The organism is Limibacterium fermenti, assembly GCF_041902845.1.
In the GTDB taxonomy this organism is placed as follows: Bacteria; Bacteroidota; Bacteroidia; order Bacteroidales; family Dysgonomonadaceae; genus Limibacterium; species Limibacterium fermenti.
Genome location: NZ_CP159486.1, coordinates 2237462 through 2262493, shown reverse-complemented (window position 1 = coordinate 2262493; position 25032 = coordinate 2237462). Strand labels below are relative to the sequence as shown.

Here is a 25032-nt window from a genome sequence, read left to right as displayed (position 1 = left end):
TTTTCAGCGAATACTGATTTTCGTTCCGTAATGTTTCGACATTCGCTCTTCTACCATTTCCCAGACCTCATCGTCGGAGTAGGTCTTATCATCTATTGATTCAGACATAGATAAACTGGTCGAGACCCTGTTTTGGGCGCTTTCGGTACGATATTCTTCCGAAGGTTCTTTTAGTCGGTCAGTTTCCTCTTGAGGATATTCGAATGTCACTTCTTTTTTGCCTTTTAGGTCGTTTAGGATGCAGCGGCCTTCCGGTGTTGAAATATCAATATATGCTATTACTTTGTTGTTCATATTCTATATTTAAGTCCTCTCCGAAAATGACTGTTACACGGAGAAACACAGAGACGCTACGGAGTTCTCTGAATTTTCGGAGTGCATTCATATTTTATATCAATGACAAAGATAGTTGTTTTTTCAAAGAAAAGAGAGTGTAAATATTATTTATATCGGGGGTTCCAAGTTCCATTTCTATAATCCGTATTTCTTAAATTCTTCATGGATAAAAGGAATTCCTGTAAAAGGTATTATGGGTTGGAATTTTTTGTAATTTCATCGGGTAAGAGTTTTTATTTTTTTGTTTTCAATATAAAAATAAGAGAAATATGATACATGGCAAAGCGTTGCGGATTTAAAGGTTACCCGTTATCCGCCACTTTTCGCCATCAGCAGAACGCTTGCCTTTACCGGCGTTTCGCTTGGCACTGCGAGCATGACACTTGGTCAGGACAGAAATCCGAAAGACGCCTCCGGCATGACACTTGGTCAGATCAGCGGCTCACTTGGCACAATCAGGAGGACACTCTGTCAGGACAAGAGGGCGCTTGGCGCAATCAGCGCGACACTCGGTCGGGACAGAAAGGCGTTCGACGCAACCAGCGCGACACTTGGCCTGGGAAGGAGTTCACCGGACGCCGGCAACGCCCCGCTCGAGCTGGCCAAAAGGCCAAATATAATATTCAATGGAATCCGTCAAGCCGATACCATAGGCATATTGGGTGGCTTCATAGATATTCTTGACACCCAACTTGCGAAAGATATTTATTTTATATTAATGACAAAGACAGTTTCGCTGCTTTTGTTTATTTTTGTACTTCAAAAAACAATAAATAAACAATGAAGAACGGAAAAATAAGAGCAGCCGTTGTCGGCTACGGAAATATAGGTAAATATGTATTGGATACGCTGGAAAGCGCTTCCGATTTTGAGGTGGCCGGCATGGTGCGTCGCAAGGTGTCGGATATCCCCAATGAATTGAAGAGATATAAAGTCGTAACATCCGTTTCGGAACTCGGGCAAGTGGATGTGGCTATTTTATGTACGCCGACCCGCAGCGTAGAGACTTATGCGAAAGACTGTCTTCAACGAGGCATTCATACGGTGGATAGTTTCGATATACATTCGAAAATTTTGGATTTGAAGACTTCGTTGGATGAAATCGCCAAGCAACATCAATCGGTTTCTATCATTTCCGCCGGATGGGATCCGGGAAGCGATTCGATCGTGCGCACCCTGATGGAGGCGATGGCGCCCAAAGGAATTACGTATACCAATTTCGGCCCCGGAATGAGTATGGGGCATACCGTTGCCGTAAAAGCTATCGGCGGCGTGAAAGCAGCTCTTTCCATGACGATTCCCGCCGGAACGGGCATACACCGCCGGATGGTTTACATCGAACTCGAACAGGGCGCCGATTTCGATTCGGTGGCGAATGCGATTAAAGCGGATGATTATTTCGCTCATGATGAGACGCACGTCTTTCAAGTGCAAGATGTGGAAGCGCTGAAAGATATGGGGCACGGGGTGTCGATGGAGCGTAAAGGCGTCTCGGGCAATACCCAAAACCAATTATTCCATTATGAGATGCGTATTAATAACCCGGCGCTCACAGCCCAAATGCTTGTCTGTGCCGCAAGGGCCACTTTTAAGCAGCAGCCCGGCGCCTATACGCTTATCGAAGTTCCGGTAATTGACTTTTTACCGGGCGATAAAGACGAATGGATCAAAAAATTAGTATAGCTCTTAAAAAAAAGTTATCTTTGTAACCCATAAAAATATAAACAAATATGCTTCTTTCTGTTACTTGGAATGTAGACCCCGCCATTTTTACGATTCCGTTTATCGATCGTGAGATACGCTGGTATGGATTGTTGTGGGTCATCGGCCTTATTGTTGCCGTGGTCATGGTCGGGAAAATCTTCAAGCACGAGAAGTTGCCTGAAAAATGGTTCGACTCACTCTTTATTTATATGATGGTGGGTATTATCGTCGGAGCGCGATTGGGACACTGCTTGTTTTATGAACCGGAATATTACCTCGCCAATCCGGTGGAGATATTGAAAATATGGAAAGGCGGCCTTGCCAGTCACGGCGGCGTCATCGGCATCATTATCGCCGTATGGCTTTACTCCCGCAATGTAACCAAAGAAAGCATGTTGTGGACATTCGACCGGGTGATGGTGCCTACCGGCTTTACAGCCGCCTGCATCCGCCTCGGGAACCTGATGAACCACGAGATATACGGCGGCCCCACCGATTTGCCCTGGGGCTTTCGTTTTATCGATAATTTGCATGAATGGATGCTGGGAGCGGAACCGGTTTATACGGCTGCTTCGCATCCTACGCAGATATATGAAGCCCTTATTTATTTCCTCGTTTTCGGTATTACGGTATGGCTCTATTGGAAAACCGATGCTAGAAACCGGCGCGGGCTGATTACCGGTGTCGGTATTTCCATCATCTTTATTGCCCGTTTCCTTATCGAGTATGTAAAGAATGTACAGGTAGAATCGGAAATAGCGATGCGTGAGAGTACCGGGTTGATTCTCGGACAGTGGTTGAGTATTCCGTTTATTATATGGGGAGTATGGATGATCGTAAGGGCGTTGAAGAATCCTCCCTCTCCGGATGTCGTACCTGTTGCTGCTAAAAAAACGGCAAAGCGTAAATCTTCCAAATAGAAATTTAAAATAATCGATAGTGAAATATTGTAATTATAAAAATTATGTATACACCATTTGAAATAAAAAAGGATATTTTTTATGTGGGAGTAAATGACCGCACAAAGTATCAGTTCGAAAATCATTTTCTGTTGCCGAAGGGCGTAGCTTACAATTCCTATATTTTAAAGGATGAAAAAACCGTTCTTTTCGATACGGTTGATATTAGTTATTCCGATGTGTTTTTACACAAAATAAAATCGGTTTTGGGAGATAAACCGATCGACTATTTGGTCATAAACCACATGGAGCCCGATCATTCGGGAGCCATCGAATGGCTGGTAAGCAAGTTTCCCGATATTAAGATCGTTGGAAATTCCCGAACGGAAGATATGTTGAAAGGATTTTACGGCATTACGGATAATGTTATCGTTATAAAGGACAAGGAAGAACTTTCGATAGGGGAAAAGACCTTGCGTTTTTATCTTACGCCCATGGTTCACTGGCCTGAAACGATGATTACGTATGTGCCCGAGTTGCATGCGATTTTCTCGGGCGATGCATTCGGCGCATTCGGTGCGCTTAATGGCGGAATCCTCGACACGCAAATCGATCCGGAAAGATATCACGGAGAAATGATTCGTTATTATGCCAGTGTGGTAGGAAAGTACGGATCACCCGTGCAAAAGGCTTTGGAGAAGTTGTCCGAAATCGAAATCGAGGCTATTTGCTCAACTCACGGACCGGTTTGGGTCAATCGGAAAAATATCGAGAACGTGTTGGCTCTATATGATAAGCTCAGCAAATATGAGGCCGATGAAGGATTGGTCATCGCTTACGGGAGCATGTACGGCAATACCGAACAGCTTGCCGAAATCATTGCCGACTCGGCCGCGCGCCATGGCGTGAAAGACATCGTCATGCATAATGTGTCGAAGAGTTCAGAATCGCATATTCTGCGCGACATATTTAAGTATAAAGGCCTCATTGTCGGGTCTCCTACCTACAACAGCAAATTGTATCCCGGTGTGGAAAGCTTGCTTTCGGCATTGGAAAACCGTCAAATGAAAAACCGGATATTCGGTTATTTCAGTGTCTATGCATGGGCAAACGGCGCTAAAAAAGAATTGAAGGCATTTTCGGAGAAAATGGATTTCGAGTTGATCGGAGAGCCTTTCGACATGAAGCAGTCGCTCAATCCCGAAGCCATCGAAAAGGCTTGGGAGTTAGGCCGACTAATGGCCGAGAGATTGTTATCAGAAAAAGCCGTGTACATTGACAATTAGTAATTAGTAATTAGTAATCAGTAATTTGTAATCAGTAATTCGTAATTTGTAATTTGTTATTAGTAATTCGTTATTATGAGACTTATCATTCAACCTGATGCAGAAAATCTCGCATTATGGGCGGCAAATTATATTGCTGCAAAAATAAGAAAAGCGAACCCATCTTCGGAAAAGCCTTTTAAACTGGGATTACCCACCGGCTCGTCGCCTCTGGGTACCTATCGGGCATTGATACAACTGTATAAAGCCGGAAAGGTTTCGTTCGAGAATGTCATTACTTTTAATATGGACGAATATGTGGGGCTGCCCGATGAGCATCCGCAGAGCTACCACACCTTTATGTGGCAGAACTTTTTCCATCATATCGATATAAAAAAAGAAAATGTACATATCCTCAACGGAAGAGCTGACGACTTGGAGGCCGAATGCGAGGCGTATGAACAAGCTATCAAGGATGCCGGAGGAATCGATTTGTTTTTAGGAGGTATCGGCCCCGACGGACACATCGCCTTTAATGAGCCGGGCTCGTCCCTTACTTCCCGTACCCGTGTGAAAACCCTGACGACCGATACGATTATCGCCAATTCACGCTTCTTTGACAATGATGTCAATCAAGTACCCAAGACTGCTTTGACGGTTGGGGTAGGGACGGTACTCGATTCGAAAGAAGTGCTGATCCTTGTCAACGGACATCATAAGGCCCGCGCACTTTATCATGCTGTGGAAGGAGCCATTACCCAAATGTGGACGATCAGTGCCCTGCAACTCCATCGCAAAGGTATCATCGTGTGCGACTATGATGCCTGCGCCGAACTGAAAGTGGGCACTTATAAATATTTTCTGGATATCGAGCATGAACATCTCGATCCCGAGTCGTTGCTGTAGTCCAGGCCTGCACCTGAGATGACTTCCTGCCTGCCGCAACGTTAAATGAGTATTGAAATTTCAAATGTAAGGATATTATGCACCCCGTATTAGAAAAGTTTAAAGAAATATTCATTTCTGTAATACCTATTGTTGCTATTGTCTTGTTGTTGCATTTTACTATTGCACCACTCGAACAAGTCGTGTTGGCAAAGTTTTTAATAGGTGCGCTTTTCATATTATTGGGTATGCCTATTTTCCTGATAGGTGTGGATATAAGCATTACGCCGATCGGCGAGAGAATAAGCAGCAGCCTGCTGAGCATTAGCCGGCTGTGGAAGATTCTGCTGGGCGGCTTGGTTATCGGGTTTCTTGTAACCGTAGCCGAGCCCGATTTGCATATATTGGGACGTCAGGTTACGGAGGTGACCGCCGGCGGCATCAATTCCGGTTTATTGGTGATGCTTGTGTCTATGGGCGTCGGACTGTTAGTGGCGGTGGCATTGGTACGTGTATTGAAAATCATACCGCTGAATAAATTGATGACGATTATCTATATTATCATCTTTATTTTAGCCTTCTTTTCCGATTCGGAGTTTTTAGCGATCGCTTTCGATGCGGCCGGATCCACTACCGGATCTATTTCCGTACCGTTCCTTCTGGCTTTGTCCGTAGGCGCATCTAATCTTACCCGTAGTAAAGGGAATGAGGAGACCGATAGTTTCGGAATGTTGGGTATTGCTTCCACCGGAGCCATTATTGCCGTATTGTTGCAAGGCGCCTTTAGCAATACCGGCTTGACGGGAACACTCGATTTAGACGCAAGCGTCGGCGAAAACGCCTTCGCCAGTGTGTTGTCGCAAGTGGTTACGGTGTCATTCGAATCGTTTTTAAGTTTGGCGCCGGTGTTGGTACTCTTTTTTGTTGTCAATTTTTTACGATTAAAGGAATCGAAGAAGACGATCCGGACGATTATAATCGGGACGATGTATACGTATGTGGGCTTAGTGTTGTTTCTTACCGGTGTGAATGGCGGGTTTATCGATGCCAGCCGCCAAGTGGGCTTCCAACTTGCTTCCCTGGAAATGGAGTGGGTATTAGTCTTAATGGGAGTGGTATTCGGTATTGTAACGATTCCCGCAGAACCTTCGGTACACGTGCTTACCAACCAAATCGAGAATGAAACTGCCGGGGCGATAAAAGGCAATACCGTATTAGTGGCGTTGAGTCTCGGTGTGGGGCTTGCCGTTGGGCTTTCGATGTTACGCATTCTTATTCCGGGGTTGCAATTGTGGCATATTTTGTTACCGGGAATGATATTGGTCATCTTCTTGTCTTATTTTATTTCCGATATCTTTGTGGGTATCGCTTACGATTCGGGCGGGGTGGCAGCCGGGACAATGACGGCTACCTTTTTATTACCTTACGCTCAGGGAGCCGCGGAATATATGCCCAATGCGAATGTGGTTACCGACGGTTTCGGCGTGATTGCCATTGTAGCCCTGATACCATTATTAACAGTTGAATTATTAGGATTTATATATAAACTAACTATAAGACGGCAGAATAAAAAAGCTGCCAAACAAATACAAACCATAGGGGAAAGTGATTTATGATTAATTATTCGGAGTTATCGTCTCATGATGATACCTACTGCATATTAGGTATTATCGTTAACCGCGGCCAGGGTAAAAAAATATTTCAGTTTGCCCGCAGGATAGGATTCTCAAAGGCCAATTGTTTGTTGGGAGAAGGCAGAAGCAGCCGGTCGAACCGAATCCTCGAATTTTTGGCGCTGGATGAAGTTGACAAAGAAGTAATCCTTCTGGGCGTGAAGTCTCAGCAAGGACAAGAGATGTTGTCGAAACTGGAGAAAGAGTTCAATTTCGACAAGCCTAATAAAGGCATCGCCTTTATGATGCCGGTGAGTTATCCGGGCACATTCGACCGGGAATATGTCCCCGAAAGCCCTTACGTGAATGTGATGATTATCCTCAATGAGAACGTGGCCGACGATTTCGGCAACTTTGTACAAGAGCACGGATTCTCGGGCTTGACGATGATCAAGGCGCGGGGGGCGGCTTCTATCATCCATCCGTTGATGGGAATACAGGTGGAGTCGGCAAAAGTAGTGGCTATGATGATCGTGCCCCGCAGTAAGATGGAGCATTTGATTTATTTGGTATCGCAACGCTTTAACCTGGCCACCGAAAACACCGGCGTGCTGGCTGTGCAGCCTATCAGCCGCCTGGTGGGGATTGTGCAGGACGAAAAGGATGATTTATCCATGAATCCTTCCGCACCCGAACCGATCATCAAACAGATGGTGGTGGCCCTTGTGCCGCATGGCAGCGCCGAAGAGTATTTGCATAATGTCAAGAAATTGGGCGTGTCGGGAAGTACCATTATTCATTCGCGGCTGGCCAATCTGTCGCCCAACAGCGAGGGGCTTCTCCCCATTGGAATCGATGCGGAGGAAGATATGGTCATAACGCTCGCAAGCCATGAATTGGCGTCGAAAATACGCCATGAGCTATCGCGGCAAACTTTCGAAAACCAGGTGGAAAAGCCTTACGCTTTTTCATTTCCGGTAATCCGCACCGAAGGCATCCGTGCTGAAGGATTCGGCGAGTAGGCCTTTCTTACCGGGGGGATCGCTTGAAGCGACGGCCTTGGTTAATCACTGAATTTCGAATGATCTTTATAATACCCGGTAGTAAATCTACTGGGTTTTTTATTGATAATAAGCGTGGAGGGAATCTTGCGGAACTCATCGGCATTTATCCGAAGCATTTCGTTCCAGGAAGGGTAGCTGATAAGCATAAAACTGTAATGCGTATACAGGCTATCGCGATTGCTCCTGTTGCCGATAATTTTGATGCGGTTCGAAAACTTCTCTTGTAAATCTTTATACATATCCGACAATAAAGGCGAAGTGTACAGGAGCTCATGCACATCATCGATGTCAATGGTTACCTGCTGGTTGTTGATCATCAAGCGGCGGGCATAACGCAATAGAAACTGATCGGCTTCGGAGCGTATGACGATGAGCGTATGTGTAATATCGGTGAAACTGCGGTTGACGAAAATGCCCACACTGCATTGGCTACGTTCCACGAAATAGCGTGTTTTGTCTTTCATCAGCATACTCGGATAAAAGACGATGCGGCTTCGGAACAAGCGGTTGGCCAGCCCGTTGAGCCAGCGGATATTTTTAAAGATCGATGCTTCCTTGAAAGGCGGCTCTTCGGATAATGACAGTCCGCCACCGATAAGAAGAAAATCGTATTGTTTTTCGTTGACAAACCGCACCACATCGGCTTCGAGATCGTCGGTGACGCCGTATTCGGTATGGATGGGGATATTTAAGTGCTCGGCTTGGGAAAGGACCGGACGGAAATTTTCTTCATAGAAATTCTCTTCATACATAGGGTTCACATTCGAGCCGACCGTAAAATGGAATACCGTCACATCCAGGAAATTGCGCATGCTTTCGAAAACGGTCTTTGCCACATTGAGCATCAACTTGCCATTGTAGGCATTTCCCAAGGCGATGGCCGTACGGAAAGTGCCTTCGACTTGGCGCGGCGTGAGATGCGTGTGGGGATGCCGATTGGGAAAAAGGCGGTTGATAATGCCCAGGCTCGGCGAGGTCATAAAGGTGGTCACCAGAGCCATAATCACCATCATGGCAAACACTTCGGGTGTGAGTATGCCCAAGTCGTACCCGATATTGATTACCACCAGTTCCATGAGTCCCCGGGTGTTCATGAGCGCCCCCACAATTAGGCTCTCGCGCCAACTCTGGCGCCCTACGTAACGGGCGGCGAGCGAGCTTCCGATAAATTTTCCCATCACCGCCACTAAAATAATCCATCCGGTCACGATCCAGAGTCCGGGCTCATTGAGAAGCCCAATTTTCGTTCTTAATCCCGTATATACAAAAAACAAAGGAAGCAATAAAACCGTCGCCACATCTTCGACCTTCTCGACAAAGACGTGGCGGAACGATTTGTTATCGGGCATGATGGCGCCTGCCATGAATGCCCCGAACAAAGCGTGTATGCCAATGGTTTCGGTGGAAAAAGCCGATGCGACAAGCACCAGAAAAAAAATGGCTACGACCGATTTATTCAGATTTTCTTTGGTGTTGTGCAATTCGCCGATGCGGTTCAGGAAAGGTTTGACGACCTTTATCATCACAATAACGTATAGTACCGCGAAGAGCACGGTGTAAAGCGAACTTCCCACCGATCCGGCCTTGACAATGGCGATGACTACGGCCAGCACGCACCACGCCGTGATGTCGTCCACCGCCGCGCAGGTAAGCACAATGGTACCGAGTTTGGTTTTATTGAGACCCTTTTCCTGTACGATACGCGCCAGAACCGGAAAAGCGGTGATGCTCATCGAAATGCCCAAAAACAGGGCGAACGAAAGAAAAGGCACGTTAAGGGGGGCAAAGCTTTCGTAAAGGAAATACGCCAGCCCCATGCCCAGGGCAAAAGGGAAGATAATACTGGCATGACTGATAACGATGGCTTCGTGGACTTTGGTTTTCAGCACTTTCAGGTCGAGCTCCATTCCCACGACAAACATAAAGAGAATCAGCCCCATGTTACTAAGCATTTTCAGGTTGTTGAACGAATGTTCGGGGAAGAGGGTGGTATAGAATTCGGGAAAATAGGCGCCGATGAGCGAAGGCCCCAACACAATTCCCGCGATAATCTCACCGATGACGGTAGGTTGTCCTATTTTATTTGCTAACCAGCCGAAAAGGCGTGCAACAAGTATTATGGCGAGTATTTGAGCCAACAGGATAGCGAGTGGTTCCGAGTAATTGAGCACGATAGTGTGCAGGAATTCTTGCCATTGTGTCCGGTCTGTGTGTGGAAGAATTACGTTGCGGTCGGTTTCCAGCAGCGAGCCTTTGGTCGCAATCCAATACATGAATAAAGCGCCTCCTCCTATTATTGTGCTATAAAATAGTATGTTACGAGTTCTTTTTTGCATGTAGTCCTTTCTTTGTGAAACGGATTCAGAAGTGTTCTCTGACCAAAATTTATGCAAAGGTAAAGAATTAACTTTAGTATAGGCGTTTTTTTACTGAAAAGTTAGCTGTTGATGGGGGCTTTCGCTTATGTCAAACGATAGAAAGCCGTGACGGGCAAGGTTAACTCCTGGAGGGTGTGTCGGGATATATCCGAATTTTTTGAACTTGCCAAAGCCGGTGCGGAACTTTTAAATCGATATTTTCTTGTTTTATGAGGAAGATATTGTTACTTTAATTTTACAGGTTATCTTTTTGTTAAGAAATGTGCGCTTTTTCGCCAAAGCTCTAATGTCATGACAGAAAAATATTCCCGATATTATAAAAACAATAATTATTAAATTATGGCAACAGTAAAAGTGAAATTCCGTCCGTCGACGGTAAAGGGTAAGGCTGGGACTATTTATTACCAGTTATGCCATCACCGCAAAAACCTACAGATTACTACCCGGATCCATTTATTTCCGGAACAGTGGGATGCGGAGAGAGGAAAAGTTGTATTCTTATCAGACAACGAGGGTTCTCTTAGGACATATCAACATCAGATAGAAAATGATATATCTTTGTTAAATCGCATCATTCTTCAATTGGATGAGCGGCCTGAAGAATACCAATTATCCGACATTGTTGCAATGTTTCGTTCTCGCGGAGCGCAGATTTCCGTGTTATTTTATCTCGAGAGGCAAATCACGCGCCTTCAAGCAGACCGGAAATTGGGTACGGCACGCAATTATAAGCGTACCTTCAATAGTTTTTCTTTGTTCCTCGGGGGACGGGATCTTTCTTTTGCCTTGTTTAATGAAGGGCTCATTTTGGAGTACAGCGATTATCTTAAGGAGAGGAAGGTCGTTCGCAATACCATCTCTTTTTATATGAGAAATCTAAGGTCGGTGTATAATAAAGCGGTACGGGAACAAATCATTGAACAATCTTTTCCTTTCCGGAATGTGTATACAGGAGTCGATCGTACGTGTAAACGTGCCGTTGGAGAGGATATTATCATTCGGTTGCAGAAGCTGGATTTACTCTTTTCGCCATCCCTATCCTTGACACGCGATTTATTTGTTTTCAGTTATTGTACCCGAGGGATGGCCTTTGTGGATATGGCCTATCTGCGTAAGCAGAATATTATAAATGGTATGATTTCTTATATCCGTCATAAAACCGGGCAACGGCTGACTATCCGTATAGAACCGTGCATAAAATCCATAATAAAAAAGTACGAGAAAAAAAACCGTGATTGTGTGTATGTCTTTCCTATTCTGTATTCCGAAAATCCTGAAGAAGCCTTCAAGCAATATCAGACCGCGTTGGGATATTATAATCGGAAATTAAAACGATTAGGAGAATTGGTCGGTTCGGAAATGCCGCTGTCTTCTTATACTTCACGTCATACCTGGGCAACGATGGCTCGTAATTACAATGTACCGATATCGGTCATCAGCGCCGGTATGGGACATACTTCCGAAAAGACAACACAAATATATTTAGCGTCACTGGAAAATTCGGTAATAGACCGGGCAAATAAGGAAATTCTCGCAAAATTGAATGCGAACATTTCTAAATAAGAGACCTTAAACACGTTTGCAAAGCTATAAAAAATAAAGTTCGTAAACAAATCTTCTAAAAAATAATTAATGAATAATTTCATCTTTTCTTTTTCGGAATGTTGATAATAACGTCATTGCACCTATAAGTGGGAAAGAAATATAAATAATGAATCAATACCCTTAGAGATGTGGGCTTAAAAAAAAACACTTTTTCTTTTATGTTTGCCCGATCAAAAGACTTATAAAAATAGAAAAAATCAGTTATATATTGATTGCATATAACTGATTTTTAATTTTTTCCGTAAATATGTCGTCTCTTATTTAGAAATGTGATAAATGAGTTTCTATTAAATAAACACTCTATTTAATAGTTTGATATACACGGTATTGAATGATATCCGAGGAGCCGTAAGTGTGTCCTGATAGAGAAAAACAACAACAAATTGTAAAGCAGCAATCATATCATCATCATCGTATGGATAACAACAATCTTGAAATTCCTGTTTGGTTTGCCATGAGCGCTCCCTTTTGCCGGGAGTTGAAAGCGCAACAATTACTGGATAAGCGTTGCATAGAAAGTTTTATTCCCATGCGCTATGATGTCGTTGCAAAGAAAGGCGGAAAGAAAAGCCGTGAATTAGTGCCGGCGATTCATAATCTCTTGTTCGTTAGAACAACCCGCTCGATTATACAGGAGACGAAAAGGGAGATTTTATTTCTGCAATATCTTACGCAGGCGGAAAGAGGAAAAAATATCCCGATTATTGTTCCGGAGAAGCAAATGCAACAGTTTATAGCCGTATCCGGAACCAATAATGAACAGTTGATTTATCTGAAACCCGAAGAGATCAACTTGAAACGGGGAACTCCTGTCCGCATTCACGGCGGCGCTTTCGACGGCGTAGAAGGCATCTTTGTAAAAGTCAAAGGAATTCGAAGCCGTCGGGTAGTCGTCCTTATAAAGGGGGTTACAGCGGTCGTTACCGCAGAAATCCAATCCGATCTGATCGAAGTTCTATCCGCGCAATAGCTTCGGTGTCTTTAGTCTTCTGTCTTTAATTCTTCTAGCAACAATGTATTGGATTATTATTATTTGTCTATCAATCGCAATTTGCGCTTGTCTGTCCGGAATGCTTATTCCCCAAATCGCCGCCATTTGCTCCGTGAAAAAACTGTTCGACGTTCCGGATGGGCGTAAGATTCATCAAGAGAATATTTCCCGTCTCGGCGGATTCGCCTTTGCCCCGGTGATTTTTTTCGTTTTTGCTCTATTGACGGGACTCAGTTTTGTTTTCGGAAGACCTGATATTGTCATGGCTGCACAGAGCGAGGCATCCGTCTTGTCTTTGTCCTTCTGTAGTCTCCTCATTCTGTATGTGATGGGAATTGCCGATGATTTAGTCGGCGTTCGTTTCCGTTCCAAATTTGTCATGCAAATTCTTTGCGGTGTTCTCCTGGCTATGGGAGGCATCCTCATCGACAATTTTTATGGAGTGTTTGGAGTAGGCCTGTTGCCGCAATGGATTGCCTATCCGTTCACGGTTGTGCTTATCGTCTTCATCATCAATGCTCTTAACTTGATTGACGGCATCGACGGACTTGCTTCCGGATTGAGCGTGGTGGCATGCCTCTTCTACGGCTTTATTTTTTTCCACTTGCAACACTATCTTTTCGCGATGCTGGCATTTGGGACATTGGGCGTACTAATTCCTTTTTTCTATTACAATGTTTTCGGTAAAGCGGAAGAAGGGAAAAAGATATTTATGGGCGATACGGGAAGCTTGACCATCGGCCTTATTCTGAGTTTGCTCAGTATCAAACTGGCTCAATCCATTCCCGCCGATGGCACGGCTTTGTTTAATCCGTTGATGGTGGCTTTCTCGCCGCTAATCGTCCCGTGCTTCGATGCGGCAAGGGTCTTCTTTCATCGCATCTGTAACGGGAGGCATCCTTTCAAGCCCGATAAGAATCATATCCACCATAAACTGCTTGCGATTGGCCTGTCCCAACGGTCAGCGAGGATAATCCTCGTGTCGGTAGCTATTGTCTATCTAGTGGGGAATATCGTTTTGTCGCGCTATGTAAATGCAACATTCCTGCTCATAGGGGATCTCGTTGTATGGATTGCGGGTACTGTCTGCTTAACGCATGCCATGGTAAAACGAAATAATAAACTCACCGTCACTCAGAAACAATTCAATAAGTAAATAACAATATTCATTTTTTATGATGCGAATTAGAAACATGCTCTTCTTGCCGCTCGCTGTTTTTCTTTTATACTCGTGTGGCTCCTCAAAAAACATTTCCTACTTTCAGGATTTGCCTTCGGGCGAAAGTGAACGGCAAATGATGATTCCAAGCGAGATTAAAATCCGCCCGAAAGACAAGATATCCATCATCGTGAATAGTAAGGATCCGTTATTGGCCGATTTATTTAATCTGCCTATATTATCCCGGCAGATAGGGCTTTCTTCCCTGACATCTTCTTCCGGTAGTAATTATGGGATTTCCGGCTATACGGTAGACGCGGAGGGGACTATCGATTTCCCCGTATTGGGAAAAATCCGTGTGGAAGGAATGGATAAACAGGAAATCAGCGCATATATAAAGAATGAGTTGATAGAAAAGAATCTGGTGAAAGATCCGGTGGTTACCGTAGAGTTCCTGAACCTGACGTTGTCGGTGTTGGGAGAAGTAGCCGAGCCCGGACGGTATTCGATCGACCGGGACAAGATTACGTTACTGGATGCGTTGAGTATGGCGGGCGACCTGACCATTTACGGAAAACGGGAGAACGTATTGGTCTTACGGGAAGAAAACGGAGTGAAAAAGGCTTTCAGGGTGGATATCCGCTCGGCGGAACAATTATTTTCGTCGCCGGTGTATTATCTGCAACAAAACGATGTGGTATATGTGGAACCGAACCTTACGCGGGCGCGACAATCGACCGTCAACGGCAATAATGTCGTTTCCACGTCTTTCTGGTTATCGATCGCTTCGTTGCTCGCAACCATCACGGTCCTTTTTGTTAAATAATCGGTAAAAAACTATGGCTCTTTCTCAAAATAATAATGTGAAGCAAAAACAACCCGAAGATTTCATTCGGATACAGGATCTTTTTTATCTCTGTCTTGCCAAATGGCGCTGGTTTGTGTTGTCTCTTTTCGTCACACTCGGCATTGCCGTGTTATACCTGCTTACCACCCCTGCGGTGTACACCCGTTCGGCCTCTTTGTTAATTAAAGAAGATAGTAAAGGAAAATCGATGGCCGGCGATGTGTCTTCATTGTTTTCCGATTTGGGATTATCGCAGGCTAACGTCAATGTCAATAATGAACTTATCGCCATCCAATCGCCTGCCGTCATTTTGGAAACCATAAAACGATTGCATATCGATGTCGATTATCAAATCAACGGCCCTTTCCACCGGAAAACGTTATATGGCTCAGAACTCCCGGTGAGAGTTGTGTTTGCCGATTTGACGGATAAGGAAAATGCGAAACTGACCCTTCGGGTATCGGAAGACAGCACGGTGGTTCTTTCCGATTTTGTATGGGGTGACGGCAGCAAGAGCAGCAAGGCCATCGACACCCGTTTAGGAACTATCGTGGATACTCCGTTGGGAAAGTTGTCGGTAATGCCCACATCGCATTATACAAACGAAACATCCCCTCTTATTTACGTTTCCCGTACCAATCTGTATAGTGCGACCAATGCCTGCAAGGAAGCTTTAACAATATCGTTGAGCGATGAAAAAGTAACGGTAATCGACTTATCGTATAACGATGTTTCCACACAACGCGCCGAAGATGTCATTAATACGTTGATCGCCGTATATAAAGAGAACTGGATAAAGGATAAAAATCAGATTACCGTCAGTACGTCCATGTTTATCAACGACCGTTTGAAGGTTATCGCAACCGAACTCGGCGATGTGGATGAGGATATCTCTTCATTCAAGAGTAAGAACCTGCTGCCGGACGTGGAAGCGGCATCGGGCATGTATATGGAGCAGTCGCGCGAAACGAGTAATCTGCTCTTATCGTTAAAGTCTCAATTATCCATGGCAAACTATATACGCAATTACCTGACCGGGCCCGCCTATACCAATCAGTTACTTCCGGCGAATTCGGGTATTGAAAATTCGGGTATTGAGAGTCAGATTTCAGAATACAACACGCTACAGTTACAACGGAATAACCTGTTGGCGAATAGCAGTGAGCAAAACCCGTTGATAAAAGACCTTGACCAGTCGCTTGAGTCGATGCGTAAGGCGATTGTCTCTTCCATCGATAATTTAGTGGTCACGTTAAACACACAGACGGCGAATTTGCAAAAGAGCGAGCAACAGACGACGGCTCAGATTGCCGCCAATCCTGACCAAGCCAAATATTTGCTCTCGATAGGGCGGGAGCAGAAAGTGAAAGAGGCTTTGTATTTGTTTTTGCTTCAGAAAAGGGAAGAAAACGAGCTCTCGCAGGCTTTTACAGCCTACAATACCCGTATTATTACCCCGCCTTACGGATCATTAGGACCCACAGAGCCTCGGAAGAGCTTCATCTTATTGATCGCTTTGATTACGGGATTATTGATTCCTTTCATTGCCGTTATTACAAAAGAACGAATGGACACCACCGTTCGGGGACGAAAAGATCTGGAAAACAGTACTCTTCCTTTCCTCGGAGAAATTCCGCTTTATCAACCGCAAAAGCGTAACCGGCGGTTCTGGAAAAAACAACCCGAAATAGAGGCCATCGTGGTGGAGGAAGGCAGTCGCGATGTCATTAACGAAGCTTTCCGTGTAGTGCGTACCAATCTGGAGTTTATGGACGGTAGCGGAGAGCCGGACTCGAATGTGCTGATGTTGACTTCGTTCAATCCTGGTAGCGGAAAGACCTTCCTGACCATGAATATGGCCATCAGTCTTGCCATTAAGGGGAAGAGTGTGCTCGTTATCGACGGTGACTTGCGTCGTGGCTCCATCTCCGATTATGTGGACACGCCTAAAATCGGGCTAAGTGACTATTTGGGAAAACGGATCGATACTCCCGAAGAAATAATTGTCGTCGATAAAAAACATCTTACCCTGCATATTTTACCCGTGGGAACCATTCCTCCGAATCCTACTGAGTTGCTGGTGGAGGAACGCCTCAAAGAACTAATTAACCGGATGCGCAGCCGGTACGATTATATTCTTATCGACTGTCCTCCCATCGATGTGGTTGCCGACACGGCGATTATCGAAAAACTGGCCGATAGAACCATCTTTGTGGTCAGAGCGGGATTGTTGGAGCGCAGTATGCTGGTCGAACTGGAGAAAATTTACAACGAACAAAAATACAAAAACATGTGCGTTATCCTGAACGGTACGACCGGTAACGGCGGACGTTACGGATATGGATACCGTTACGGGTACAAGTACGGCTACCATTACGGCTCCGAAAAGAAAAAGACTTGGTGGGGAAACAAAGGCTAAACTACGAACTACTAATTACAAATTGTAAATTACTAATTACTAATTACTAATTACAAATTACGAATTACGAATTACGAATGAGGTTGATCGGGCGATTGTATTCGCTTAATAAAGAGGCTTTCTTTGAGGGGTTCACCGATTATCATTCCCATATCCTTCCGGGAGTGGATGACGGCGTACAGACTCTGGAGCAGTCGTTGGAAATACTGGATTGCTACGAACAACTCGGTATCCGGATTGTCTGGCTAACCCCGCATATCATGGAGGATATCCCGAATACGACGACACATTTGCAAGAGCGCTTCGCCTGTTTGCAATCTGCTTATCGGGGAAAGATCACCCTTCATCTGGCGGCGGAATACATGCTCGACAATCTTTTCCAAGAACGTTTTAAGAGACATGACTTGCTTCCATTGGGCGAAAGAGGCAACCGTTTGTTAGTCGAGACTTCTTATCTCTATCCGGCGATGAAGTTCTATGATACGTTGAGAAGGATAAAGGAAAAAGGATATTATCCCGTGCTGGCGCATCCCGAACGATATAACTATATGGGAGAGCGGGGCTACAAGACATTAAAAGAGATGGGAGTAAAATTCCAACTGAATTTGCTTTCGTTGGACGGAATGTATGGCAAAACCGTACGTAATAAAGCCCGGTGGTTGTTGGATAACGGTATGTACGATTTAATCGGAACCGATGTGCACACATGGGAGGCTTGTAAACAAGTGAAAGAACTGTCTTTGTCAAGCCGGACGTTAAAGAAGCTTTCTGTCTTTAAAACAAATGGTCAATAACAAAGGCCGCAATTCTACGTATTACTACGCTTTGTATACAATATAAAAAGCAAACATGATAAGCGATAAAACGATTTTAGTAACCGGAGGGGCCGGCTTTATCGGTTCCAATCTGGTTGAAACTCTTTTAGGGGCCGGAAACAGGGTTATATGTCTTGATAACTTCTCTACAGGGAAACGGGAGAATGTCCAACCGTTTCTCACCGACTCTCGTTTCAGGTTAATCGAAGGCGATATCCGGAATATAGAGGATTGCCGGAAAGCGGTAGATGGGGTCGAATATGTATTACATGAAGCGGCCTTGGGCTCCGTGCCCCGATCCATTAAAGACCCGGTAACGACGAATGAAGTCAATATTTCCGGATTTCTGAATATGCTGGTTGCTGCGCATGACAAAGGCGTAAAGCGTTTTGTGTATGCCGCCAGTTCTTCGACCTATGGCGACAGTAAACATCTTCCTAAAGTGGAAGACGTTATCGGGCGGCCGTTATCGCCCTATGCTGTTACTAAGTATGTGAATGAACTGTATGCCGATGTATTTGCCCGCACGTATGGCATGGAATGCATCGGATTGCGTTATTTCAATGTTTTCGGACGCCGTCAGGATCCGAATGGAGCATATGCAGCCGTCATCCCGTTATTTGTTAAGAAACTGATCGCGCATGAGTCGCCTGTTATTAATGGTGATGGCGAGTATAGTCGTGACTTCACCTATATTGATAATGTGATTCAAATGAACCTGCTGGCGATACAAACGGAAAACCCGGAAGCCGTCAATCATGTGTATAATACCGCTTTTGGCGAGCGAACCACTCTCAATCAACTTGTCGGTTATCTGAAAGAATATCTGGCAATCTTTGATGCCGAAATCCGAAATGTGGAAGTCATACACGGCCCCTATCGCCAAGGTGATATTCCCCATTCCCTTGCGAATATTGACAAAGCAAAGACGTTACTCGGTTATCATCCCCAATACAATATACGTGCCGGACTGAAGGAAGCGGTAAAATGGTATTGGAAGCATTTATAAAAGCACACTTTAATATGAACAAACAAACAAAGATTGCCGTAATCGGGCTCGGTTACGTAGGGTTGCCTTTGGCGCGGCTATTCTCCACAAAGTATCCCGTGGTCGGTTTCGATATCAATCAAAAAAGGATAGAAGAATTAAAACAAGGCCGTGATCACACGTTGGAGGTTGAAGACGACATCCTTCAATCGGCTTTAGTCGGAGAGAATCCTTATGGAAGCCTTACTAAAGGCCTTTATTGCACTTCAAACCTTCATGATATTACAAAGGCGAATATCTATATCGTAACGGTTCCCACTCCCGTAGATAAAAACAACCGTCCCGACCTTACCCCTTTGATTAAAGCGAGTGAAACGGTAGCAAAAGTCATTAGTAAAGGGGATATTGTTGTTTATGAATCCACCGTCTATCCCGGCGCTACCGAAGAAGATTGCATCCCGGTGGTGGAAAAGTTTTCGGGGTTGACATTTAATAAGGATTTCTTTGCCGGCTATTCGCCGGAACGCATTAATCCCGGCGATAAGGAGCATACGGTGGAAAAGATTAAAAAGATTACTTCCGGATCTACGCCGGAAGCAGGGATGTTTGTAAACGATCTATACGCGTCTGTAATTACTGCCGGCACCCATCTTGCGCCCACCATTAAAGTAGCGGAAGCGGCGAAAGTAATTGAAAATTCTCAACGCGATATTAATATTGCTTTCGTAAACGAATTGGCAAAGATCTTCAACCGGATGGGCATCGACACGCACGACGTATTGGATGCAGCCGGTACAAAATGGAATTTCTTGCATTTCGAGCCGGGATTAGTTGGCGGTCATTGCATCGGAGTGGATCCCTATTATCTGGCGCAAAAGGCTCAAGAGTACGGCTATCATCCCGAGATCATTCTGGCCGGGCGACGAATGAATGACGCCATGGGAGAATATATAGCTTCGCAAGTAGTGAAATGTATGATTAAAAAAGGCATTTGCATTAAAAGCTCTACTGTTTTGGTATTGGGTATTACATTTAAGGAGAATTGTCCGGATATACGCAATTCCAAAGTCGTGGATGTGGTTCGTAGTTTGGAGGAATATGGCACGGCTGTTATTGTTTATGATCCTTGGGCAAATTCCGTGGAAGTAGCGCATGAGTATGCTATTGAATCGTTGAGAGAATTGAAAGCCATATCGAATAACCGCTATGATGCGATTGTCCTTACCGTAGCTCATAAAGAATTTTTAGATATAGACTGGACGCAATTCCTGAAGACTGATGGAGTCGTGTATGATGTGAAAGGAGTATTGAAAGAAACTGTAAACGGCAGGTTATGATGCAAATTTCTAAAGGACTGAAATGTATTAAGCTCACTATTATAGCCGGGGCCAGACCTAATTTTATGAAGATCGCTCCGGTTATTCATGCCATTGAAAAATTTAATGCAAAAAGAAAACAGATGGAATATCGACTGGTCCATACCGGGCAGCATTATGATAGAAATATGAGCGATATGTTCTTTGAGGAGTTGAATATTCCCGAACCTGACGTAAATCTTGGCGTTGGAGGAGGAACCCAGGCAGAACAGACTGCCGGCATTATGATTGGGTTTGAAAAGGAACTGATGGCTCATCCTGCCGATTTGGTCATAGTGGTAGGCGATGTAACTTCCACGATGGCTTGTTCCATTGTAGCTAAAAAATTACATGCGAAAGTTGCCCACATTGAAGCGGGTATTCGTTCTTGGGATTTAACCATGCCGGAAGAAATCAACCGTATGGTAACCGATTGCTTAGCTGATTACTATTTCACTACGACAGAGCTTGCCGGGCAAAATCTTAGAAACGCAGGGGCAAAGGACGAACAGATATTCTTTGTGGGTAACGTAATGATCGATACCCTGCTTGCCAATATAAATAGATTAGTGAAACCTGATATATATAATTCACTTTCTTTGAAAGAAAAAGAATATATTATGCTTACCCTTCATCGTCCTGCCAATGTGGATGAGGCGGATAAATTAAAGGCTTTAATGAATGAAATTGTTGCCCATGTACACGGTTTACCGGTTATTTTTCCTATCCACCCGCGGACGTCGAAGATATTCTTTGAGTTGGGAATTGCAGCCGATAATCTTCATATAGTTGATCCCATGGGTTATTTAGAGTTTAACTATATGGTAAAGCATGCGAAAGCCGTTATTACCGATTCCGGTGGCATCACGGAAGAAACCACTGTGATGGATATTCCCTGCATCACGTTAAGGGATAATACCGAACGCCCGGAAACCTGCACCATCGGGACCAACGAACTGATCGGGACCAATCCGAATGCTATAAAACCTGCTTTGGACAAACTTTTTGCAGGTGAATGGAAAAAAGGCGGAATCCCCGAACGTTGGGACGGTAAAACAGCGGAAAGGATTGTGGGTATAATCATATTACACACAAAAAGGTTATGATAAGATAGTAAACAGAAATGGTTAAATTCAAAGAAATAGACATCACTAGAATTGCTTCTGTTATATTAATTGTCTTATTGCATAGTTTTGCGATATATACTGGAGCATGGGAGCCGCCTGTAAAATTTCAAGCAATAGAAATATATAAATGGATCGGTTTATTATTTAGTAGTGTCGCCGTTCCGTCATTTGTATTTATAAGTGGCTTTTTGTTCAAATATCAAATAGAACAAAAAAAGTGGACATTCATAGAGTTCATAACTAAAAAAGCAAAGCGGTTATTACTTCCTGCTATAATATTTGGTACGCTTTATCTATTGTTGTATAACAAAACATATAAATTTTCAGATATTCTGGAAGTTTTGAACGGAGTAGCACATTTATGGTTCTTACCTATGTTGTTTTGGTGTTTTGTCGTGTCATTTTTTCTGTTCCGATTACCGGATAAGTATAGTTTACTGATAGCATTTCTATTTTTATTTATAGGTGGAGGATACCTGCCTTTCTGTATCAGTAGAATGTTCTACTATCTGATATACTTTGTCGTGGGAGGAATTTTCTATTCACACAAAGTTGTTGTTAAAATGACATCGAGAAAACAGATACTTGTTGGATGCCTTTTTATAATTCTCTGGATTGTTGGATTATTATTAAAAAGATTTAGTGACCCGTCATTAAATGAAATGGAAACACTCTTGATGAACAGGGGATTTCACGTACTACGAGCGATATACGGAATTGCCGGTGTAATCGTTCTATTTTCTCTTGCCTATCGCTTGAGAAATAAAAGTCTCCACTTTATTTCCCCTTTGACCAGATTAAGTTTCGGCATATACATATATCATCAGTTTATTTTGGTTTTTCTGTATTATAAAACACCCTTATCTGAGTTAGTTGGGGGCTATTGGTTACCAATAGTCGGATTTTTATTGGCTTTAATACTATCTATAATTCTCTCTCAATTAACTTTAAAAACAAGATTTGGCAGGTATTTGATAGAATGATAGATATAAAAAGGAATATCAACAAAGTTAGGAGAAGTAAAGACGGAAAGACGTTAATCTCTAACTTTGCTTACTTATCTTTACTACAGGTTATAGGTTATGTTTTTCCTCTTATTACCCTTCCTTATCTCGCAAGAGTAATTGGGATCGATAGTTTCGGAGAAATAGCATTTGCTCATTCTATAGTTGTATATTTCGAAACCTTTACGACTTTTGGATTTAATTATACTGCGGTTAGAGATATTGCAAAAAACAGAGATGATATTAACGAGGTGTCCAGAATCTTTTCAAATGTGATGTTTGCCAAAGTTGTATTAATGGTTATTTCATCAATCATCTTCAGTATTTGTGTATATACCATACCATTCTTATATGAAAAAAAAATAATTCTTTGGTTGACTTTTTTGTACATACCGGGACATATTTTGTTCCCTGATTGGTTATTTCAGGCATTAGAAAAAATGAAATATATTACCATAATGAATGTCCTGTCAAAATTAGTGTTCACTTTATTGGTCTTCGTAATTATACGTGAAAAGTCAGATTATATATATCAACCAGTATTAACTGCATTTGGCTTCTTTATGAGTGGTGTTATCTCACTACTTTTTGTGTATAATAAATTGGGTATCAAATTTATTGTGCCTTATTTTAGAGATGTATGGGATACAATTATAGGAAGCTTCAATATGTTTATCAGCCTTTTTCTCCCTAATTTATACACTAATTTCTCGGTTACCTTATTAGGTATATATGAAGGTTCAGTTGCAACAGGTATTTATTCAAGCGGAAAAAGATTTGTTGATTTATGTGATCAAATTACGGGTGTTTTATCAAGGACTTTTTTCCCTTTTTTAGCCCGGAGAATTGATAAACATAATTTATATGTAAAAATTAGTGGCTCTTTAAGTATAATTATGGGAATTTTATTGTTTTTAGGAGCAGATTTATTAATTAAAGTCTTTTATACATCAGAATTTAAAGATGCTGCAATTATTCTCCGAATTATGTCAATAGCTCCCTTCTTCCTGTTTCTAATGAATACATATGGACCAAACTATTTAGTTTTAAAAGGGAAAGAAAATATATTAAGAAACATAATCGTCTTTTGTTCAATTGGAGGTTTTATTTTAGCTTGGATAGCTATTTCCCATCTTAGTTATATCGGCGTTGCAATAACAGTTACGGTAGTTTGGGGAATAAGAGGTCTCTTAACTTTGTACTATGCAAATAGATTAAAACATAATAAAGACAATATTCTATCTCAATAGGCTCTCAAAAAACTTATATATTATATGAGTTAAGTGAATTTATATTTAGAAAATTCCACATTAATAAATAATTCTCCAAATAACAATGACAAAATATATTAAATACAGTGTGATAGTGCTATTGATTATTCTCCCTATTACAGATCTGATTTTTAAAACCAGTGAAGCGATAGGAGAAGAGCCAAATCGGTATTCTTTTTACATCCGAATAGCCGCATTGCTATTGATAGTTTTTTTTCTGCTATGGAATATCAATCATTTCATTAATATTTTCAGAAACCCTGTTGTGGGGGCAATGGGAGTGCTTTTGGCGTATATTTTAGGCCATTTTTTATTTACCTATGAAGAAGGAGAAAGTATTGTTTCCATTGTAAAAATAAGTTATGTTTTTATCGTTTTCTTTTTCTTTTACCTGCTTGCCCTTAGTGATACCATCAGAGAAACAGATATTCGATGGCTGTACGCATTGATGATCGTTATTGTCTTTTTGACTATTTTGCAGTTTATTCCTTTACGGGCAACATTACGATCTACAGGGTTGGCGGGTATGGCCGATAATAAAGGCTATACGTTAGTTAGTGCCTTTCCGACATTATTATTGTTTTACAAGAAAAAAACATTCCCATTTTTAATAGGATTAGTCAGTATAGGAGTTCTAATAGCTGGGAAACGGGGAGCAATACTATGCTTGCTAGCGTCGGCATTGACAATGTGTGTTTTTATGAGAAAAGAGAACAGAAGATTAACATTCACAACATTCCTATATGGCTTGCTTGCATTGATAGGTCTTGTTTTCTTACTCTCCTATTTTAATGAATATATATCGGTAGCTTTTGAGAGGATATTTGCGATAACCATAGATCATGGTTCGGGGAGGGATTATCTTTACCAAAAATATTGGTCAGGTTTCTGGAATTCAGATAACTTTCATTTTATTTTCGGACATGGATTATTTGGAGGAATAAAATATTTAAATATTTCGATAGTCGCTCATAGTGACTGGTTAGAAATATTATATGATTATGGGATTGTAGGGGCTTTTCTTTATCTGAATGTGTTTATACAATTATTTCGGTATCTGATATCTGGATTGCCGCGTCAGAATAAAGTATACTATTATGTTTTGTTGGGATTTATTTTAATGCTGTTTATTAGGTCGTTTATTAGCGGTACATTTTTAATGACTGTTGAAACCATTTGGATTTATATTTCGGTTGCGTTTGTTCTTGGAAAAGTAGATAACATGATGTATAAAGAATTAAATTTTGCCATATGATAAATCTTGATACTATCGTACGAAAATTGTTGAACAAATTGTTTCATATTCG

21 protein-coding genes are annotated in these 25032 nt (G+C 42.7%); 19 read left to right on the top strand and 2 right to left on the bottom strand.

Going from position 1 to position 25032, the window contains the following annotated elements; translation table 11 throughout:
- Positions 1-3: 3 nt before the first annotated feature.
- Positions 4-294 carry a hypothetical protein gene (locus ABNK31_RS10030; protein ID WP_418892392.1) on the bottom strand — a complete coding sequence of 97 codons (291 nt, stop codon included), beginning with the start codon at positions 292-294 and terminating at the stop codon, positions 4-6.
- 418 nt (positions 295-712) lie between these two features.
- Here ABNK31_RS10030 and ABNK31_RS10025 point away from each other — a divergent pair, with 418 nt between their 5' ends.
- The 7 genes from ABNK31_RS10025 to ABNK31_RS09995 all read left to right on the top strand — a co-directional run bounded on the left by ABNK31_RS10025 (position 713) and on the right by ABNK31_RS09995 (position 7724).
- Positions 713-1120, top strand: coding sequence for a hypothetical protein (locus ABNK31_RS10025; protein WP_418892391.1), 408 nt, complete (start codon positions 713-715; stop codon positions 1118-1120).
- Complete coding sequence (locus ABNK31_RS10020; RefSeq protein WP_418892390.1) at positions 1117-2019, top strand: diaminopimelate dehydrogenase; 903 nt, start codon at positions 1117-1119, stop codon at positions 2017-2019. The genes ABNK31_RS10025 and ABNK31_RS10020 overlap by 4 nt, the downstream gene beginning before the upstream one ends.
- 47 nt (positions 2020-2066) lie before the next feature.
- Positions 2067-2960, top strand: coding sequence for a prolipoprotein diacylglyceryl transferase (lgt, locus tag ABNK31_RS10015; protein WP_418892389.1), 894 nt, complete (start codon positions 2067-2069; stop codon positions 2958-2960).
- A gap of 44 nt (positions 2961-3004) precedes the next feature.
- On the top strand, positions 3005-4225 hold the full coding sequence (locus ABNK31_RS10010; protein WP_418892388.1) for an FprA family A-type flavoprotein: 1221 nt from the start codon (positions 3005-3007) through the stop codon (positions 4223-4225).
- Between the two features lie 75 nt (positions 4226-4300).
- On the top strand, positions 4301-5110 hold the full coding sequence (gene nagB / locus ABNK31_RS10005; RefSeq protein ID WP_418892387.1) for a glucosamine-6-phosphate deaminase: 810 nt from the start codon (positions 4301-4303) through the stop codon (positions 5108-5110).
- A gap of 77 nt (positions 5111-5187) precedes the next feature.
- On the top strand, positions 5188-6705 hold the full coding sequence (locus tag ABNK31_RS10000) for a DUF1538 domain-containing protein (RefSeq protein WP_418892386.1): 1518 nt from the start codon (positions 5188-5190) through the stop codon (positions 6703-6705).
- Positions 6702-7724: a hypothetical protein gene (locus ABNK31_RS09995; RefSeq protein ID WP_418892385.1), complete on the top strand. Its 1023-nt coding sequence runs from the start codon at positions 6702-6704 to the stop codon at positions 7722-7724. Before ABNK31_RS10000 ends, ABNK31_RS09995 begins: the two co-directional genes overlap by 4 nt.
- A gap of 41 nt (positions 7725-7765) precedes the next feature.
- Here the strand turns inward: ABNK31_RS09995 and ABNK31_RS09990 are convergent, their stop codons facing one another.
- Positions 7766-10102, bottom strand: a complete 2337-nt coding sequence (locus ABNK31_RS09990) for a cation:proton antiporter (RefSeq protein ID WP_418892384.1) — start codon at positions 10100-10102, stop codon at positions 7766-7768.
- A 381-nt stretch (positions 10103-10483) separates the two neighbouring features.
- Between ABNK31_RS09990 and ABNK31_RS09985 the strand changes: the two genes are divergently transcribed.
- The 12 genes from ABNK31_RS09985 to ABNK31_RS09930 all read left to right on the top strand — a co-directional run bounded on the left by ABNK31_RS09985 (position 10484) and on the right by ABNK31_RS09930 (position 24980).
- Positions 10484-11707, top strand: coding sequence for a site-specific integrase (locus tag ABNK31_RS09985; RefSeq protein WP_418892383.1), 1224 nt, complete (start codon positions 10484-10486; stop codon positions 11705-11707).
- Positions 11708-12164: 457 nt separating this feature from the next.
- Positions 12165-12719, top strand: coding sequence for a UpxY family transcription antiterminator (locus ABNK31_RS09980; protein WP_418892382.1), 555 nt, complete (start codon positions 12165-12167; stop codon positions 12717-12719).
- 43 nt (positions 12720-12762) lie between these two features.
- Entirely contained in the window at positions 12763-13896 is a 1134-nt protein-coding gene (locus ABNK31_RS09975) for an MraY family glycosyltransferase (protein ID WP_418892381.1), read from the top strand.
- 22 nt (positions 13897-13918) lie between these two features.
- Positions 13919-14725: a polysaccharide biosynthesis/export family protein gene (locus tag ABNK31_RS09970; protein WP_418895389.1), complete on the top strand. Its 807-nt coding sequence runs from the start codon at positions 13919-13921 to the stop codon at positions 14723-14725.
- A 13-nt stretch (positions 14726-14738) separates the two neighbouring features.
- Positions 14739-17165, top strand: a complete 2427-nt coding sequence (locus tag ABNK31_RS09965) for a GumC family protein (protein ID WP_418892380.1) — start codon at positions 14739-14741, stop codon at positions 17163-17165.
- Between the two features lie 77 nt (positions 17166-17242).
- Complete coding sequence (locus ABNK31_RS09960) at positions 17243-17959, top strand: tyrosine-protein phosphatase (RefSeq protein WP_418892379.1); 717 nt, start codon at positions 17243-17245, stop codon at positions 17957-17959.
- A gap of 55 nt (positions 17960-18014) precedes the next feature.
- On the top strand, positions 18015-18989 hold the full coding sequence (locus tag ABNK31_RS09955) for an SDR family oxidoreductase (protein WP_418892378.1): 975 nt from the start codon (positions 18015-18017) through the stop codon (positions 18987-18989).
- A 14-nt stretch (positions 18990-19003) separates the two neighbouring features.
- A complete protein-coding gene (locus ABNK31_RS09950) occupies positions 19004-20305 on the top strand; it encodes a nucleotide sugar dehydrogenase (RefSeq protein WP_418892377.1) in 1302 nt (433 codons plus the stop codon).
- Positions 20302-21429 carry a non-hydrolyzing UDP-N-acetylglucosamine 2-epimerase gene (gene wecB, locus ABNK31_RS09945; protein WP_418892376.1) on the top strand — a complete coding sequence of 376 codons (1128 nt, stop codon included), beginning with the start codon at positions 20302-20304 and terminating at the stop codon, positions 21427-21429. The genes ABNK31_RS09950 and wecB overlap by 4 nt, the downstream gene beginning before the upstream one ends.
- A gap of 17 nt (positions 21430-21446) precedes the next feature.
- Positions 21447-22433: an acyltransferase family protein gene (locus tag ABNK31_RS09940; protein ID WP_418892375.1), complete on the top strand. Its 987-nt coding sequence runs from the start codon at positions 21447-21449 to the stop codon at positions 22431-22433.
- Entirely contained in the window at positions 22430-23704 is a 1275-nt protein-coding gene (locus tag ABNK31_RS09935; RefSeq protein ID WP_418892374.1) for a flippase, read from the top strand. The genes ABNK31_RS09940 and ABNK31_RS09935 overlap by 4 nt, the downstream gene beginning before the upstream one ends.
- Before the next feature lie 85 nt (positions 23705-23789).
- Positions 23790-24980 carry an O-antigen ligase family protein gene (locus tag ABNK31_RS09930; RefSeq protein ID WP_418892373.1) on the top strand — a complete coding sequence of 397 codons (1191 nt, stop codon included), beginning with the start codon at positions 23790-23792 and terminating at the stop codon, positions 24978-24980.
- Positions 24981-25032: the final 52 nt, after the last annotated feature.